The sequence below is a fragment of the Actinomycetospora chiangmaiensis DSM 45062 genome (genome assembly GCF_000379625.1).
GTDB lineage: Bacteria > Actinomycetota > Actinomycetes > Mycobacteriales > Pseudonocardiaceae > Actinomycetospora > Actinomycetospora chiangmaiensis.
The window spans coordinates 69832-85917 of the sequence record NZ_KB903218.1 but is presented as its reverse complement, the minus strand read 5'-3'; the positions used below and the strand labels follow the sequence as shown (position 1 = coordinate 85917).

Genomic DNA, 16086 nt, shown 5'->3' with positions numbered 1-16086 from the left:
CCGCTCGTGACCACCGTCAGCCGCACCGATCTCCGCCGCGCCCTCGACGCGGCCAACGTGCCGTGCCTGACGATGTGCCTGGTCCAGCTGACCGGCGACCTCCGGTGGCTGGAGCCGCCCTACGCGCCGACCCGCGCCCGGGGGCTCGACGACCACGACACCGGCGGGCTGCCCGACGACGTCCGGGCGGAGATCCGGGACGCGGCGGCCGACGCGGTCGCGGCCTTCCACGCCGGGACCCCGGTCGCGATCCCGGCCCCCCGCGGCGAGCTGCTCCTGCGGATGCTGCGGACGTTCACCGGGGAGCCGGTCGGCGACGAGTTCGAGCCGATGATGGCCGAGACCCTCGGGGTCGCGGCACCGGAACCGGCCCCGCACCCAACGGTGCCGCCCGGCACGGACGCGCTCGTCATCGGCGCTGGGGTCGGCGGGCTCCTCGCCGTCGCGACGTTGCGGGAGATGGGCATCCCGGTGACCGCCCTCGAGCGGAACACCGAGGTCGCCGGCACGTGGTGGGAGAACCGCTACCCCGGGGCGGGGGTCGACACCCCCAGCCACCTGTACTCCTACTCGTTCCGCCCGCACCCGTGGTCGACCGCGTTCGGCCGCCGCGACGAGGTGTTCGACTACCTGCGCGACTACTCCGACGAGGCCGACCTGCGCCGGTCGATCGAGTTCGGCGTCGAGGTCGAGGCCGCCACGTGGGACGAGGCGACCCACCGGTGGGAGGTCGTGACCCGTCATCGGGACGGCTCTCGCGAGACCCGGTCGGCGTCGCTGCTCATCTCCGCGGTCGGGCAGCTCAACCGGCCGACGGTGCCCGATCTACCGGGGCTCGACGGCTTCGACGGTCCGTTGTTCCACTCCGCCCGCTGGCCGGACGGGCTGGAGCTCGCCGGACGACGGGTCGCGGTGGTCGGGACCGGGGCGAGCGCCATGCAGATCGTCCCCCGCATCGCCGGGTCGGCCGGGGGCGTGACGATCTTCCAGCGCTCCCCGCAGTGGATCGCGCCGCACGAGGGCTACTTCGACGAGATCGGCGCCGACAAGCAGCAGGTCCTCGCCGAGGTGCCCTACTACGCCGGCTGGTACCGCGCCCGGCTGGCCTGGACGTTCAACGACAAGGTGCACCCCGCGCTCGTCGTCGACCCCGCCTGGGAGCACCCGGAGCGGTCGGTGAACGCCGCCAACGACGGCCACCGCCGGCACTTCACGCGCTACCTGGAGGCCGAGCTCGCGGGCCGCCCCGACCTCGTCGCGAAGGCCCTCCCCCACTACCCGCCGTTCGGGAAGCGGATGTTGCTCGACAACGGCTGGTTCGCCGCGCTGCGCCGCGACGACGTCGAGCTCGTGACGGAGGCCGTGGCCGAGGTGCTGCCCCACGGGCTGCGGACGACGTCGGGCGCCGAGTACCCCGCGGACGTCGTCGTGCTGGCCACGGGCTTCGCCGCGCACGAGTTCCTGGCCGGGGTGGACGTGCGGGGCCGTGCGGGGCGGTCGCTGGCGCAGGTGTGGGGCGACGACGACGCCCACGCCCACCTCGGCGTGACCGTCCCCGGCTTCCCGAACCTGTTCCTGCTCTCCGGCCCGAACACGGCCCTCGGCCACGGCGGCTCGCAGATCACGATCATCGAGCTGCAGATGCGCTACGTCGCCCGATTGATCGCCGGTCTGCTCGACGCCGGGTCGAGCGCGATCGAGGTGCGCCCGGAGGTCGCCGCGGCCTACGACGCCGAGGTCGACGCCGCGCACGCCGGGATGATCTGGACCCACCCCGGCATGACCAACTGGTACCGCAACGCGGCCGGACGCGTGGTCAACACGTTGCCGTGGCGGATCGTCGACTACCGGGCCCGCCTGGAGGCGTCGGGGGCAGCGGACCACGACCTGCGCCGACCACCAGGGTCCTCGGACGGGGGTGACGGGGAGGCGGACGGCCCGCTCCGCTGCGCAATTCCTCGGTAATTTTCCGTGACCGCCCCACCCGTCCCGCGACGCATTCGATGCGATTCCGTGACGGGAATCGATGCAACGTGTTCCACTCCCGCACGTCGAGAGCGACCGTGACGGTGTGGATACGGAGCGTGAGAACGCGCGCGGGCACGACCACGACCCCGGATCGGACGCGAGGGGACTTAGGTCCTGACTCCGTCGGACGGCGGTGACCGCGAGGAATCCCCGTGCTTGAGTCCGCATCCTGCGGCGACAGGTGGTCGCGTGGCGAGGGGGGATCGTGAATTCCTTGCGGATCGGCGTGGTGGGGTACGGCTACTGGGGGTCCAAGCACGTGCGGGTCCTGGGCGGACTGCCCGGGGTCGAGGTCGTCGTCATCGACGCGGTGCCGGCGCGGCTCGCGGAGGCCCGGCGGGTCCACGGGCCCGTGAGCTGCGTCGGCAGCCTCGAGCAGTGCCTCGACGACCTCGACGCGGTGGTCGTGGCCGCCCCGCCCGCCGCCCACGCCGACCTGGCGCTGACGGCGCTGGACGCGGGCCGCGGCGTGCTCGTCGAGAAACCGATGGCGACGTCGGTGGCCGACGCGGTGGCGATGGTGGATCTCGCCCGCACGCGGAACGTGTGCCTGATGGCGGGGCACACGTTCGAATACAACCCCGCCGTGTGGAAATTGAAGGAGATCATCGATTCCGGCGAACTCGGGCGCATTCTCTACATCGACACCGCCCGGCTCGATCTCGGTCGGTACCAGGCCGACTGCAACGTCGTCTGGGATCTCGCTCCGCACGACATCTCGATCGTCTCCTACCTGCTCGACGAGATGCCGGCCGAGACCGAGGTGTGGGCCCGCCGGCACGTCGGGCAACGTCACGCCGACGTCGCCTACCTGCGGATGGAGTTCGCCCGGCGGCAGGTCAACGCGTACGTCCACGTGAGCTGGCTGGACCCGTGCAAGGTGCGGCGCGTGACCGTCGTCGGGGAACGCAAGATGGCGGTCTACAACGACCTCTCCGACAACGAGCGGGTCCGCGTCTACGACATCGGGGTCAGCGCGCTGGAGCCCGACGCGGCGCACGCCATGCCGGTGTCCTACCGGACCGGCGACATCGTCTCGCCCTACATCCGGTTCTCCGAGCCGCTCCTGGTGCAGGACTCGCACTTCGTGGAGTGCCTGCGGACCGGCGCCACCCCCGCGACGCCGGGTGAGCGCGGCCTCGACGTCGTCCGGGTCCTCGCCGCCACCGACCACGCGACGGCGGACCGCCACGCCGCGACCGTGCGGTCGCTGGGGACCGCGTCGTGACCACCGTCGGGCTGCCCACCGCGGTCCCGTTCCTCGACCTCACCGCCGAGCACGAGCGGGTCCGCCCCGAACTCGACGCCGCCTGGACCGCGGTGCTCGCGCACGGCCGGTTCGTGGGCGGCCCGGAGGTGGCGGCCTTCGAGCAGGAGTTCGGCGCCTTCGTCGGCACGGGCGGCTGCGTCGGCGTCGGCAACGGCACCGACGCCCTGGAGCTGATCCTCGCCGCGCTCGGCATCGGGCGCGGCTGCGAGGTGATCGTGCCGACCAACACCTTCGTCGCGACCGCCGAGGCGGTCCGCGCGGTCGGGGCGACCCCGCGCTTCGTCGACGTGCGGCCGGGCGACCTCCTCGTCGACCCGGCGGCGGTCGCGGCCGCCGTCGGCCCGCGCACCGCGGCCGTCGTCGCGGTGCACCTGTTCGGCCAGGTGGCGGACATGCCGGCGCTCGCGGCGGTCGCCGACCGGCACGGCCTCGCGCTCGTGGAGGACGCGGCGCAGGCCCACGGGGCGCGCCGCGACGGCGTGCGGGCCGGGGCCGCCGGCGTGGCGGCGGCCTTCAGCTTCTACCCCGGCAAGAACCTCGGCGCGCTCGGCGACGGCGGCGCGGTGACCAGCCGCGACGCCGACCTGCTCGCGCGGGTGCGTCGTCTGGCCGATCACGGCCGCGACCCCCACGACCGGCACCTGCACCGCACGAGCGGACGCAACAGCCGCCTCGACACCCTGCAGGCCGCCGCGCTGCGACCGCGGCTGCGGCGCCTCGACGTCGACAACGAGGCCCGACGGCAGGTGGTGGCGCGCTACGCGGAGCGGCTGCCCGCCCGGTGCCGCCTGCTCGACGTCGACCCGCGCTCCGAACCCGTGCACCACCTCGCGGTGGTGCGCGTCGACCGCCGCGACGAGGTCGGGGCCGCGCTGGGCGCCGCCGGGATCGGCTGGGGCGTCCACTACCCGGTCCCCTGCCACCGCCAGCCGGCCTTCCGCACCGGTCACCACGCCCCCGTGCTGCCCGTCGCCGAGGCGGCCGCCCGACGGATCCTCTCGCTGCCCTGCTTCCCCGCGATGACACCCGCGCAGGTCGACCGGGTGGCGGACGTCCTCGCCGGCGCGACCCGCGACACCGACCCCCCTCCGGACGACGGCGCCGCGATCCGGCCCGTCGTGACCGCCCCGAGGAGCACCCCGTGACCGATCAGCAGGACGAGACCCGACGCAACGGTGCGGTCGCCGAGGACCCCGGTCCGGCGCCCGAGGAGGAGCGGACCCGGACGGTCGGGCTGCTGGAGACGCGCCGAGGCGGTCCCGACGACGGGTCGGGGCCGGGTCCCGCCGGAGCCGCGGGAGCCGAGGACGACCCGGCGGAACCGGACGACCCGCCGTCGGGACGGGGTGCCTCGGCGCTGGTCCGGGCGGCGGTGCTGGGGCTCGGGATCGTCCTGCTCGGCGCGGCCGTGGGGCTCGCCGCGGCGCTCCTCTCGCCGACCGAGTACGCGGGCCGCGCCACGGTGCTCTACATCATCAGCCAGGAGCAGCCGACCGGGTTCCTGCGCGAGGACCGGAACCTGACGACCCAGACGCTGCTCGCGACGAGCAACGCGGTGCTCGGCCCGGTCGCGGCCCAGTACGGGCTGACGCCGGCGACGCTGGCCGAGAAGGTCAGCGTGACGGTGCCCGACGGCAGCGAGCTGCTCACCGTCGAGGTGCGCGACCCGTCGCCGGACACGGCCGTCCGGGTCGCCGACGCGATCACCAAGCAGTACCTGCAGGTCAGTGCGTCGGCGCAGCCCGCGTCGGACCAGATGCGGTACCTGCAGGGCCAGCTGACAGCGGCCCAGAACCAGATCCAGCAGCTGCGGACCGACGGGAGCGCGCCCGCCCTCGCCCAGCTGACGGCGGTCGCCGACCGGGCGGGCAGCCTCAGCTCGCAGCTCGACACCCTGATGCTCGCCCAGGTGGCCCAGCCGCAGGCCCAGATCGTCGTGCCGGCCCACGCCGACGGCGCGGTGGGCCCGCAGCCGGTGCTCGCCACGGTCACCGGCGCCGTGAGCGGGCTGGTCGTCGCCCTCGCCGTCGGGGCCCTCCTCGCGTGGCGCCGCCAGCGTCGCGCCGCGGGATCATGACCCGGGCCGGGGCGGGCACGGCCCGGGTCGCGTCCCCCCGGGGCGCCGGCACGGCGCGCAGCTCGCTCACCGTCGCCGGCTGGACGACGGTCAGCCGCGTCACCGGCCTGCTGCGCGTGGTCGCGGTCGGGGCGGTGTTCGGCCCGACGTGGTTCGCCAACGTGTTCCAGTCGACCAACCAGGTGCCGAACCTGCTCTACGAGGTGATGGCGGGCCCCGTGCTCGCCCTGGTGGTGGTGCCCGCCGTCGTGCGGGCGCGCGCCCCCGGCAGCGCTGCGGACCACCGCCACCTGGTCGACGGCCTGACCGGCCTGCTGCTCGCGGCGGCGGCCGGGCTCGCGCTGGCGATCGTGGTCGCCGCCCCCGCCGTCGCGTGGGTGCTCACCACCGGCGTGGACGACCCGGCCGTGGCGGACCGGGCCTTCCGGGTCGCGGTGCTCCTGCTGTGCTGCGTGGCCCCGCAGGTGCCGCTGTACACGCTGGCCTACCTCGGGGCCGCGGCCCAGCAGGCCCGGCAGCGGTTCGCGCTCGCGGCCGCCGCACCCGCCGTCGAGAACCTGGGGCTGGTCGCCGTGGTCCTCGCGATCCTCGTGGTGCGCGGGCCGGGGATGGACGTCGGGACGGCACCGGTCGGGGCCGTCCTCGCGCTCGGTGCGGGCGCCACGGCGGCCGTGGCGCTGCACGCGGGCCTGCAGTGCTGGGGTGCGGCGCGGGCCGGGACGACGATGCGGCCCCGGTGGCGCCGGCACGACCCCGAGGTCGGCGTGGTGGTCCGGCGGCTGCGCGGGTCGGTCCGGGTCGCCGCACTCCCCGCGGCCGGGGTGTTCGTGCTGCTGGCGGTCGCGTCCACCGTGCCCGGCGGGGTCCCCGTGTTCTGGCTGGCGTACAGCATCGGCGCGGTCCCGACGGCCCTGGGCGCGCGGGCGGTCGCCACCGCGGTGCTGCCGGGGCTCTCGCGGGCCGCGCACGACGACGACGGGGCCGCCTTCGCCCGCGGCTGGCGGCAGGGCGCCGGGTACGCCGCGTTCGTGGGCGTCGGCGCCGCCGTCGTGCTCGTCGCCCTCGCCGGCCCCCTGGCCGCGGTGCTCGCCGCCGGAGAGCTCCACACCCGCGAGGTGGTCGCGTCGCTGGCCGTGTGCGTGGCGGTCATCGGGGTGTCGCAGGTGTTCGGGGGCACCTACGAGATGGGCCGCCAGGCGCTCTTCGCCCGCCTCGACGTACGCGGGGCCCGGTTCGCCACCGACGTGGGCACCGTCCTCGGCACCGCCGTCGGCGTCGCCGCCCTGGCCGCCGCGCCCGCGCTGCGACCGGCGCTGCTGTGCGTCGCGGTCCTGGTGCGCGATGCAGGCTGCACCGTCCTCGTGCTCGCCCGGCTGCGCCGCACGCTGCCCGGCCGCGCGCTCGTGGCCCGGCCCGCCCTCCTCGCGCTGGGCGCCGGCGTCGTGGTCGCCGTGCCGGTCGCCCTCGCCGCCCGGGCGCTGCTCGACGTCGTGGCCCCCGGCGAGCTCCTGGCGGTGGCGGCCCTCGCGGCCGCGGGCCTCGTCGTCGTCGGGGTGTACGCGGCGACGCTGCGGGCGACGCTGCGCGGGGTCGTGTCGCGGACGGGGCGGCCGGCATGGTGAGCCCGGCCGTCCGCCCCCGCGTCGGTGACGTGCCGCCCGCGGTCCTCGCCGCCGCCGTCGTTGTGACCGCGGCCCTCGCGGTCGGCGCCTCCCGGCTCGGGACCGCGACGGCCCAGCTCACCGTGGGCGTCGTCCTCGGGGTCCTCGTCGTCGGGACCCTCCTCGTCGTCACCGCGCTGCGACCGGTGACCGGGGTGTACGTCTACCTCGCGACGCTGCCGTTCCTCGCCGGCATCGACCGGTCCACGCTGCTCCCGCTCGTCCGGCCGAACGAACTGGTGCTCGCCCTGGTGCTCCTCGGCGCGGCGGCCGGCGGCCTCGTGCGGGGCCTGCGCCGGGGGTTCGTCCGTCCCGCCGTGAGCCGGGTGGACCTGCCCCTGGCCGTCCTGCTCGGGCTAGCGACGGTGTGGCCGCTCGCCTCCCAGCTGCTCCGCGGGCTCACCCCCTCCCAGGGCGACGTCGCCGCGACGCTGCCGCTGCTCAAGCTGGCGGCGCTCTACGTCCTCGTCCGGGTCACCGTCCGCGGCACGCCGCAGCTGGTGCGGGTCGCGCGCCTGGTGGTCTGGCCGGCCGCAGCCGTGGCGGTGATCGCGGTGCTGCAGACCCTGCAGGTGTCCCCGGTGCTGGCGGTGCTGGGGACGTGGTGGTCGTCGGCCGCCGACGGCCCGGCCGCCCTCGCCGAGCGCGGCACGACGACGCTGGGGTCGCCGCTCGCCACCGGCGACGTGCTGGTCATCGCCGCGGTGGTCCTCGTCTGCGCCGCGGCGCGGGGGCTGCTGGGCGTCCGGGAACGGGTCATCGCGGCCGTGCTGCTCGTCGCCGGCGTCCTCGCGACCGGTCAGGTGACGGCGTGGCTCTCCGCGGTGGTCGCCGCCGGGTTCCTGCTCGCGGCCTTCCCGCGCCTGCGACGACGGGCGGGGCGCGCGCTGCTGCCGGGGCTGGTCCTCGCCGCGGTCGCCGTCCCCGTCGTCACCACCCGCCTGCAGGACACCGCCGCCTCGGGGGTCCCGATCAGCTGGCTCACCCGCTGGGACAACCTCACCCACTTCTACCTGCCCGCCCTCACGCCGCCGGCGATCCTGCTCGGGGTCCGCCCGGACTCGGTGCTGCCCGCCCCGGAGACGTGGCGGGACCTGATCTACCTCGAGTCCGGGTACCTGGAGCTGATCTGGATCGGCGGCCTCCCCCTGCTGCTGGGCTTCGTCTGGTTCTCGGTGGCGGTCCTGCGCACCGCCCGGGACGCGGCCGACGGCCCGCACGGCCGGGCGGCCCTGGCCCAGGCGCTCCGGGTGAGCTGGTGGACCCTGCTCGTGGTCTCGGTGCTCGACGCGCACCTCACCCTGCGCGGCACCGGGGACCTGCTGTTCGTCCTGCTCGGGACCGTGGCGGGGGCCTCGGTGGTCGCCGTGGCGCCCGCGTCGCCCCGGCCGCGGTCGGTCGTGCTGCGCCGCGGGGCGGACCTGGTGGTGGCGTCGGTCGCGCTGGTGGTGCTGGCCGTGCCGCTGCTCGCGATCGCGCTCGTGGTGCGGCTGAGCGGCGCCGGCCCGGTGCTCGTCCGGCAACGGCGGGTGGGCCTGCACCGACGCCCGTTCGTGCTCTACAAGTTCCGGTCGATGCGCGTCGGCGGCTCCGACGTCGGGCTCCGCGCGCTCGTGGCGGCGGAGCTGCGGGGCGAGGACACCGCCGTCGACGGCAGCACGAAGCCCGCCGGTGACGCCCGGATCACCCGCGTCGGCCGGGTCCTGCGCCGCACGAGCGTCGACGAGCTGCCGCAGCTGTTGAACGTGCTGCGCGGCGACATGACGCTCGTCGGCCCCCGGCCGTGCCTGGAGTGGGAGGCACCGCTGTTCCCCCGCGAGTTCGACGCCCGCTTCTCGGTGCTCCCGGGCCTCACCGGGCTCTGGCAGGTCGAGGGGCGCAGCACCCTGGGCACGCTGGACATGCTGCGCCTCGACCTCGACTACGTGCACCGGCGCGGGCTGCGGCAGGACCTGCGGATCGTGCTGCGGACCGTGCCGGTGCTAGTGCGCGGGGACGGTGCCCGGTGACCACCGTCCCGACCATCCCGGCCGCCACGCTCGTCGAGGTCGACCCGCGCGACGACCCCCGTTGGGCCGCGTGGGCCGCGACCGCCGACGGCAGCCTCTTCGCCTCGCCGCCCTGGTTGCGCGCGGTGTGCCGGACCTACGGCTTCACCCCGCGGGCACGTCTCGTGCCGGGCCCGGACGGGACGCTCGGCGGCCTCGCCTGGGTGCCCGTCGACGACGTCCGCGGCGCCCGGTGGGTCAGCCTGCCCTTCTCCGACCGGGCCGACCCGCTGCCCGCCGACCCCGACGTGCTCGGCCGGCTCGTCGCGGACCGGCCCCCCGAGGTGCCGTGGACGGTCCGCCGGCTCGACGACGGGTCGGTCCGCCCACCCGCCGACGCGGCGGTGACCGGGCGGGCCGCCTGGCACGCCACCACCCTGGACGGCTCCCACGGCTCCGGCGGCGACGCCGGGACCCTGGCGGCCCGGCTGCACCCCGGCGCGTGGCGCAACGTGCGGCTCGCCGCCCGGCGCGGGGTGCGCGTCCGGCGCGACACCACACCCGCCGGGCTGCACGCGATGCACCGACTGCACGTGACCCGCCGTCGGGAACGGTACGGGATGCTCGCGCCGCCGCCCGAGCTGTTCGAGGAGCTGGCCGTCGAGTTCGGCGCGGACGACCGGATGGCCGTCCTGCTCGCCGAGGTCGACGACGAGGTCGTCGCGGGCGCGCTGTTCCTGGAGTGGGGCGACGTCCTGTCCTACAAGTTCGGCGCCTCGCGGGCCGGGGCGCTCGCGCTGCGGCCGAACGACGCGCTGTTCTGGGCGGGCCTGTGCCACGGCCTCGAGCGCGGGCTGCGCGCCGTCGACTGGGGCGTCAGCGACCTCGACCAGCCCGGCCTCGTCGCCTACAAGCGCCGGTGGGCCGACGACGAGCGCACGGTCCTCGGGCTCCGGTTCGGACCGGCGCCGGCGACCCGCCGGGTCGACGACCTGCTCGGCGAGGTCACCGCGCTGCTGACCGACCCCGCCGTGCCCGACGAACTCACCGCCCGCGCCGGTCGGGCGCTCTACCGCTACTTCTGCTGAGGGGGGACGGCATGACGAGGACGCGCGCCGCGGAGGCGCTCGGTGGCCACCGCCAGCAGCCGGCGTCCGGCCGCACTGCGCGTGGCGCCGTCGAGCGCCCACCGCGCCGGGGGCGACAGCTGCTCGACGGCGGGCGGGTAGGCGTACGGCACGCCGCCGAAGGACAGCTTGGCGCGGTCCGCGCCCGGCCAGGACTCCTCGCGGTCGGTCCGTCCCGCCGCCAGGTCGGCGAGCATCCCGGCGTCGATACCCCCGAAGTCGAACCAGCGGTAGCCCTCGTCGCGGGCCCAGCGGATCGCCGCCCAGCGCATCGCCCCGGGGACGCTCAGCTTGCCCGCGGGGCCCGACCGGTCGAACCCGCCCAGCCGGCCCTTGATCACCCCGCCGCAGCCGGTGAGCAGGTCGGCGGCGACGGGCCGGCCGTGCACCTCGCCGACGAAGAGCACGGCGTGCCCGGTCGGGGCGAGCTCGCGGTGGAACGCCTCGACGTAGGCGGGCGGCAGCGGCTGGTACCCCTGGTGGCGGGCGGTGTGCGCCATGAGGTCGCCGAGCAGGGCGACGTCGCGCTCGTCGCCGCGGCGCACCACGACCCCGCGGTCGGCCCACTTCCCGGTCCAGTAGCGCAGCCGTCGGCCGAGCCCGGCCCGCAGGGTCTCCTCGGGCACGGCGAGGTCGAGGCGCAGGGTGCCCGCCGGGGCCACCCCCGCGCTCGACCGTCGGAAGCCGCGGGCGAGCAGCGCGGCGCTGACGTCCTCGCCGTCGTCGGGTGGTTGCACGAACAGCGGCCGGACCGGGTTCGCCCAGCCCGCGAGGGTCTCGGCGAGCCGCGCCACCACGCGCTCGCGGTCCGCGGCGGCCGGGGCGACGACGGGTCCCGACGGCAGGTAGGCCAGCCCGGCCGGGCCGGCGGCGGTCCGCAGGAGCAGCTGCGCGCCCGCGACGAGGTGGCCCTCCTCGCGGATCGTGACGTGGCGCGCCGTGTAGCCGAGCGTGGCGCGGACCCGGGCCCACGCCGAGAGCTGGTTGACGTCGCTGCCCGGGGTGGCCGCGACCAGCGCGTCCCACTCCCGCTCGGCCGCCGGGTCGAGCTCGGAGATCACCCGCACGTCCATCCCGCCCCCTCACCGCGGCCCCCGGGCGGCGGCCGCCGGCCCAGGCTGCCAGCGCGGGGGCCGGTGGACCCGGGTCCAAAGTCCCTACTTGCCGAGTCGGAGGAGCAACCGTGAGAACCCATTGCGTGGGTGGGGGCCCGGCCGGGCTCTACACCGCCGTCGCGCTCGCCCGCCGCGAGCCGGGACGCCCGGTGACGGTCTGGGAGCGCAACCCGCCGGGCGTCACGCACGGCTGGGGGGTCGTGTTCTGGGACGACCTGCTCGACGAGATGCACCGGGTCGACCCGGTCTCGGCGCGCGCCCTGCGGCGCGCCGCGGTGGTGTGGGACGGGCAGGCCGTGCAGGTCGGGCACCGGGCGCCGGTGTTCCTCGGCGGGTCGGGCTACGCCGTCGGCCGCCACGCCCTGCTCGAGCTGCTCGGCGCCCGCGCCCGCGCCCTCGGGGTGGAGGTGCGGAGCGACGAACCCGCGCCGGCGGATCTACTCGACCCCGACGGGGACGGGCTCGTCGTCGCCGCCGACGGGGCAGGCAGCGCGGTCCGGCAGGCCCACGCGCGGACGTTCCGGGCGCACGTGACCTGCGGCGTGAACCGCTACCTCTGGCTCGGCACGCCCGCGCTCTTCGACACCTTCACCTTCGGGTTCGTCGACACCGGCGCCGGCTGGATCTGGTGCCACGCCTACCGGTTCGACGCCGACACCAGCACCTTCATCGTCGAGGCCCCGCCGACCACGTGGTCCGCCCTCGGCTTCGACCGCCTCGACACGGCGGCGTGCCTGGACACGCTCGTCGAGCTCTTCGAGCCGGTGCTGCACGGCGCGCCGCTGCGGATCGGGACCGGGCCCGGGACCGGCACCGCGGCGCCGTGGCAGACGTTCCGCGCCGTGACCGCCGAGCGCTGGCACCACGGCCGGATCGCGCTGGTCGGCGACGCCGCGCACACCACGCACTTCGCGATCGGGTCCGGCACCAGGCTCGCGCTCGGCGACGCGGCGGCCCTGGCCGAGCACGTCGCGGGCGTCGACCGGGAGCGCCTGCCGGGCGCGCTGGCCGACTACGGCCGTCGTCGTCGGCGGGAGATCCGGCCGTGGCAGGTCGAGGCCGAGCGCAGCAGCGCCTGGTTCGAGGACCCGGACGCCTGGCTCGACGGCGGCGACGACCTCGCGCTGGGCTGGTCGCTCTGGCAGCGGCGCAGCAGCGCCCCGATCTGGCGGTGGTACGTGCACCGGGCGAGCCAGCACGGGCCGGTCCGGCGGGCGCGGGTCTCGGCCGCCGCGGCCCGACGTCGGGTCCGCGCGGCCCGACGCGTCCTCGCGACCGCGGGGGAGGCACGGTGAGGCGGCGGACGGCGCCGGTGCTGCTCGCCGTGCTGGTGCTCCTCGCCGTGGCGGCCTGTTCGTCGGTGCCCGCCGCGGTGGACCCCTCGGGGACACCGGGACCGCAGGCCCGCTCCGCCGTACCCGACACCTCGCCCCCGCACGGCCTGCCGCCGCGCGACGGCTACCTCACGCTGCGCCCGGTCGGCGCCTTCGGGTCGCTGCCCGACGACGTCGCCGCGGCGGCGCTGGTCCGGCGCTCGACGTGGGAGCCGCGGCCGGACAACACCGTGGCCAACCACCAGGTCCCGCCCGCGGACTTCCGGCCCGCCGGCTACCCCGGGATGACCAACGAACAGGCGGTCTTCGGGCGGATCACCGGGAACTTCACCGGGACCACCGACGAGATCTTCCAGTGGGCCGCCGCGAAGTGGGGGCTGCCCGACGAGCTGATCCGCGCGGAGGCCGCCACGGAGTCGGGCTGGTATCAGAACCACAAGGACCAGGACGGCAAGCCGATCGCCCAGCAGGGGTACGGCGACTTCGGCGACTGCGGCGGCTCTCCGCCCGGCGCGCCGTACGGGCCCGACGGGCCGTCCAGCTTCGGGATCATGCAGGCCAAGTGGTGCACCCTGAACGACCCGACGCAGGACGGCTACGGCGGCTGGCCCTGGACCGAGAACTCGACGGCCTACGCCGTGGACACCTACGGGGCCATCATCCGCGGGTGCTACGAGGGCTGGGAGCCCTGGTTGGGAGCGGCCTACCACCCCGGGGACCTGTGGGGCTGCGTGGGCCGGTGGTACGCCGGGGCCTGGTACAACGACGCGGCCCGGGGCTACATCGCCCGGGTGCAGCAGGCGCTGGCGGACAAGCCGTGGCTGGGGTGGGCGTCGTGAGGCGGCGGCCGCGGGTGTGCGTGGTGCGCCAGCACTACGTGCCCCGCGACAGCCGGGTGGCACGCGCCGTGCACGCACTCGTGGCGCGGGGTTTCGACGTCGACGTGCTCTGCCTGCGGGCCCCCGGTGAGCCCGTCCGCGAACGGCACGGCCGGGTGCGGATCCACCGGCTGCCGCTGCGCCACCACCCGGAGGCCGGGACGCTCGGGTACGTCGCCGAGTACACCGCGTTCCTGGTGGCCGCGACGGTGCTGGTGGCGCTCGCCCACGGGGTCCGGCGCTACCGGGTGGTGCAGATCCACTCGGTCCCGGACGTCCTGGTGCTCGCCGGGTTCGTGCCCCGACTGCTGGGCGCGCGGGTGCTGCTCGACCTGCAGGAGTGCATGCCGGAGTTCTTCGCGACGAAGTTCGGGGGCGGGTCGCGCCACCCCGTCGTCGTGCTGCTGGCACGCCTCGAGCAGGCCGCGATCCTGCTGGCCGATCACGTCATCACCCCGACCGACCAGATGCGCGCGGTCTTCCTGCGCCGCGGCGCGGACGCCGACCGCATCACGACCGTGATGGACGGCGCCGACCCGGCCGTGTTCGCCGTGCCGCGGCCCCGGACGACCCTCGAGGACGACCGGTTCACGCTCGTCTCCCACGGCACGATCGAGGAGCACTACGGGCTGGACACGGTGCTGCGGGCGGTGGCGCTGCTGCGCGACCGTGTGCCCGGGCTGCACCTGGAGCTCTACGGGGACGGGCCGGCGCTGTCGGGCCTGCGGCGCCTGGCCGACGAGCTCGGGGTGGCCGACCTGGTGTCCTTCAGCGGCGGCTTCGTGCCGATGCCCGACCTCGTCGACGCCCTCGCGCGCGCCGACGTCGGGGTGCTCGCCGTGCGTCGGGACCCGTTCCGGGACGTGGCGCTGCCCGGCAAGATCTTCGACTTCGTCGTCATGGGCGTGCCGGTGGTCGCCTCGCGGACGCGGTCGATGCAGGAGACGTTCGGTGACGCCGTGGAGTCCTTCGAGTCCGGGGACGCCGAGGACCTCGCCCGCGCGGTGCTCGCCCTGCACCGCTCCCCCGACCGCCGTGCGGCGCTGGTGGCCCGTGCCCGGGAGCGGGCCGAGCCGCTGGCCTGGGACCGGCAGCGCGACCGCTACCTCGCCACCGTGGTCGACCTCGTCGAGGGGCGGCCGGTCGGCCGGTACCGCGCCCGGGCCGCCTGCCGCCGGTTGGCGCCGTGCACCGCGCTCAGGCCGGGATCCAGCTCCCGTGGAACCCTGCCGGAACCCCGCGGGGCAGGGTGACGGCGGCGACGGTCCGCGTGATGTCCGAGGCGTCGAGCACGAGCAGCCGGGACGCCGACCCGTCGCGGCGCGTGGTGATGGTGAGCAGCCAGCCGTCGTCCTCGGCGCGGTCGGGGGCGGCGGAGGGGACGAACACGGCCTCACCGGCGGAGACGTCACGGCCCGGGTCGTGGGTGGTGGTGACGCCCGTGTCGAGGTCGAGCTTCACGACGGCGTCGCTGTACCGACCCGACGCGACGGCGTACCGGTAGCGGGCGGACCGGCCCACCCGGTCGTCGTCGAGCGTCGGCATCTCGAGCGGGCGGTCGTCGAGCGCGGTCCCACTGACGGCGCCGGTGGTGAGGTCCAGCGTCCAGCGGTGGTAGCGCGCGACGCCGAGCGCCACGGCCTCCGACGCCGGGTCCCGCTGCGGCCGGCGCCGGCGCTTCGACGGGAAGAGCGCGGCGGCATCGGGGCCCGAGTAGCGGGCACCGTCGAGCACGATCCGCCCCGACCCGTCGTCGGGAAGGAAGACCGCGGTCCCGACGTGGAAGACGTAGCAGGGGTCGATCTCGAACCAACGCACCGGCGCGGCCGGGTCGTCGAGGGCCATGACGCCGAGCCGCGCGCCGTAGCGCTCCTCCCAGCCGAACGGCATGCCGGAGACGACCATGCGCCGCCAGGCGAACGTCATCGGCAGGTCGAGGAAGATCGCGTGACGGTCGGTGATCGCGAGGTCGTGCATCATCGTCGGCCGGTCGACCGACACCGGACGACTCTCGATCAGCTCGCCCGTCGCCGACAGCCGGTGGTAGGTCAGGTACGGCGGGAACGGCGAATAGCCGTGGAAGTGCATCTCCCCGGTGACCGGGTCGGTCTTCGGGTGGGCGCACATGGCGGTCTTCAGGCGGCCGTCGAAGTCGCACGGGCCGACCGTGTCGAGGTCCTCGTCGACCTCGTACGGGAACCCCTGCTCGACCAGCGCGAGCAGTTTCCCCGCCTGCGGCACGATGTGGGTGTTGGCGGGGACGGCGGTGAGGTCGGGACCGCGGAGCCCGAGGAACGGCTTCCCCTCGAGCGCCCGGGTGCGCACCCACCGGTTGCGATACCACTCCGCGCGCCCGTTCCGCAGCCGCAGGCCGTGCAGCATCCCGTGCCCGCGGAACCAGTGCCCGGGGTCGTCGCCGGGCAGCGGGTTCGGGCCGTTGCGGATGTAGCGGCCGTCCAGCTCGGGCGGCAGCGCCCCCTCGACCGGCAGGTCGACGGCGTCGATCTCGTCGGGCACCGGGGTGTAGCGGTCGCGCGTGGGGGGTGCTTCGGCGGTCATCGCCTCCGAGTGTGCGCGTTCCCGACGGCGGGTGCGCGGGCAGCGTTCG

General features: G+C 76.1%; 12 protein-coding genes. 10 read left to right on the top strand and 2 right to left on the bottom strand.

The window, feature by feature from the left end:
- Nucleotides 1–6: 6 nt before the first annotated feature.
- The 7 genes from A3CO_RS0105070 to A3CO_RS0105035 all read left to right on the top strand — a co-directional run bounded on the left by A3CO_RS0105070 (nucleotide 7) and on the right by A3CO_RS0105035 (nucleotide 10112).
- Nucleotides 7–1965: a flavin-containing monooxygenase gene (locus tag A3CO_RS0105070; protein WP_018331149.1), complete on the top strand. Its 1959-nt coding sequence runs from the start codon at nucleotides 7–9 to the stop codon at nucleotides 1963–1965.
- 268 nt (nucleotides 1966–2233) lie between these two features.
- On the top strand, nucleotides 2234–3256 hold the full coding sequence (locus A3CO_RS0105065; RefSeq protein ID WP_245561438.1) for a Gfo/Idh/MocA family protein: 1023 nt from the start codon (nucleotides 2234–2236) through the stop codon (nucleotides 3254–3256).
- Complete coding sequence (locus tag A3CO_RS0105060; RefSeq protein WP_018331147.1) at nucleotides 3253–4443, top strand: DegT/DnrJ/EryC1/StrS family aminotransferase; 1191 nt, start codon at nucleotides 3253–3255, stop codon at nucleotides 4441–4443. The genes A3CO_RS0105065 and A3CO_RS0105060 overlap by 4 nt, the downstream gene beginning before the upstream one ends.
- Nucleotides 4440–5375, top strand: a complete 936-nt coding sequence (locus tag A3CO_RS0105055; RefSeq protein WP_018331146.1) for a hypothetical protein — start codon at nucleotides 4440–4442, stop codon at nucleotides 5373–5375. Before A3CO_RS0105060 ends, A3CO_RS0105055 begins: the two co-directional genes overlap by 4 nt.
- Nucleotides 5372–6997 carry a lipid II flippase MurJ gene (locus A3CO_RS0105050; protein ID WP_157647075.1) on the top strand — a complete coding sequence of 542 codons (1626 nt, stop codon included), beginning with the start codon at nucleotides 5372–5374 and terminating at the stop codon, nucleotides 6995–6997. The genes A3CO_RS0105055 and A3CO_RS0105050 overlap by 4 nt, the downstream gene beginning before the upstream one ends.
- Nucleotides 6991–9045: a sugar transferase gene (locus A3CO_RS30145; RefSeq protein WP_018331144.1), complete on the top strand. Its 2055-nt coding sequence runs from the start codon at nucleotides 6991–6993 to the stop codon at nucleotides 9043–9045. Before A3CO_RS0105050 ends, A3CO_RS30145 begins: the two co-directional genes overlap by 7 nt.
- Complete coding sequence (locus tag A3CO_RS0105035) at nucleotides 9042–10112, top strand: GNAT family N-acetyltransferase (protein ID WP_018331143.1); 1071 nt, start codon at nucleotides 9042–9044, stop codon at nucleotides 10110–10112. The genes A3CO_RS30145 and A3CO_RS0105035 overlap by 4 nt, the downstream gene beginning before the upstream one ends.
- Here the strand turns inward: A3CO_RS0105035 and A3CO_RS0105030 are convergent.
- Nucleotides 10100–11224 (bottom strand): lipid II:glycine glycyltransferase FemX, encoded by a 1125-nt coding sequence (locus tag A3CO_RS0105030; RefSeq protein ID WP_018331142.1) that lies wholly within the window; start codon nucleotides 11222–11224, stop codon nucleotides 10100–10102. The two genes, A3CO_RS0105035 and A3CO_RS0105030, sit on opposite strands and share 13 nt — an antisense overlap.
- A 110-nt stretch (nucleotides 11225–11334) precedes the next feature.
- Here A3CO_RS0105030 and A3CO_RS0105025 point away from each other — a divergent pair, with 110 nt between their 5' ends.
- Genes A3CO_RS0105025 through A3CO_RS0105015 form a run of 3 tightly spaced genes read left to right on the top strand, consistent with a single transcriptional unit; the run spans nucleotide 11335 to nucleotide 14731 of the window.
- Nucleotides 11335–12561, top strand: coding sequence for an FAD-dependent monooxygenase (locus A3CO_RS0105025; protein ID WP_026204297.1), 1227 nt, complete (start codon nucleotides 11335–11337; stop codon nucleotides 12559–12561).
- Nucleotides 12558–13439 (top strand): hypothetical protein, encoded by an 882-nt coding sequence (locus A3CO_RS38600; RefSeq protein WP_169510923.1) that lies wholly within the window; start codon nucleotides 12558–12560, stop codon nucleotides 13437–13439. Before A3CO_RS0105025 ends, A3CO_RS38600 begins: the two co-directional genes overlap by 4 nt.
- Nucleotides 13436–14731, top strand: coding sequence for a glycosyltransferase family 4 protein (locus A3CO_RS0105015; RefSeq protein ID WP_169510922.1), 1296 nt, complete (start codon nucleotides 13436–13438; stop codon nucleotides 14729–14731). The genes A3CO_RS38600 and A3CO_RS0105015 overlap by 4 nt, the downstream gene beginning before the upstream one ends.
- Here A3CO_RS0105015 and A3CO_RS0105010 read toward each other — a convergent pair.
- Complete coding sequence (locus A3CO_RS0105010; RefSeq protein ID WP_018331138.1) at nucleotides 14676–16037, bottom strand: carotenoid oxygenase family protein; 1362 nt, start codon at nucleotides 16035–16037, stop codon at nucleotides 14676–14678. The genes A3CO_RS0105015 and A3CO_RS0105010 overlap by 56 nt on opposite strands.
- Nucleotides 16038–16086: the final 49 nt, after the last annotated feature.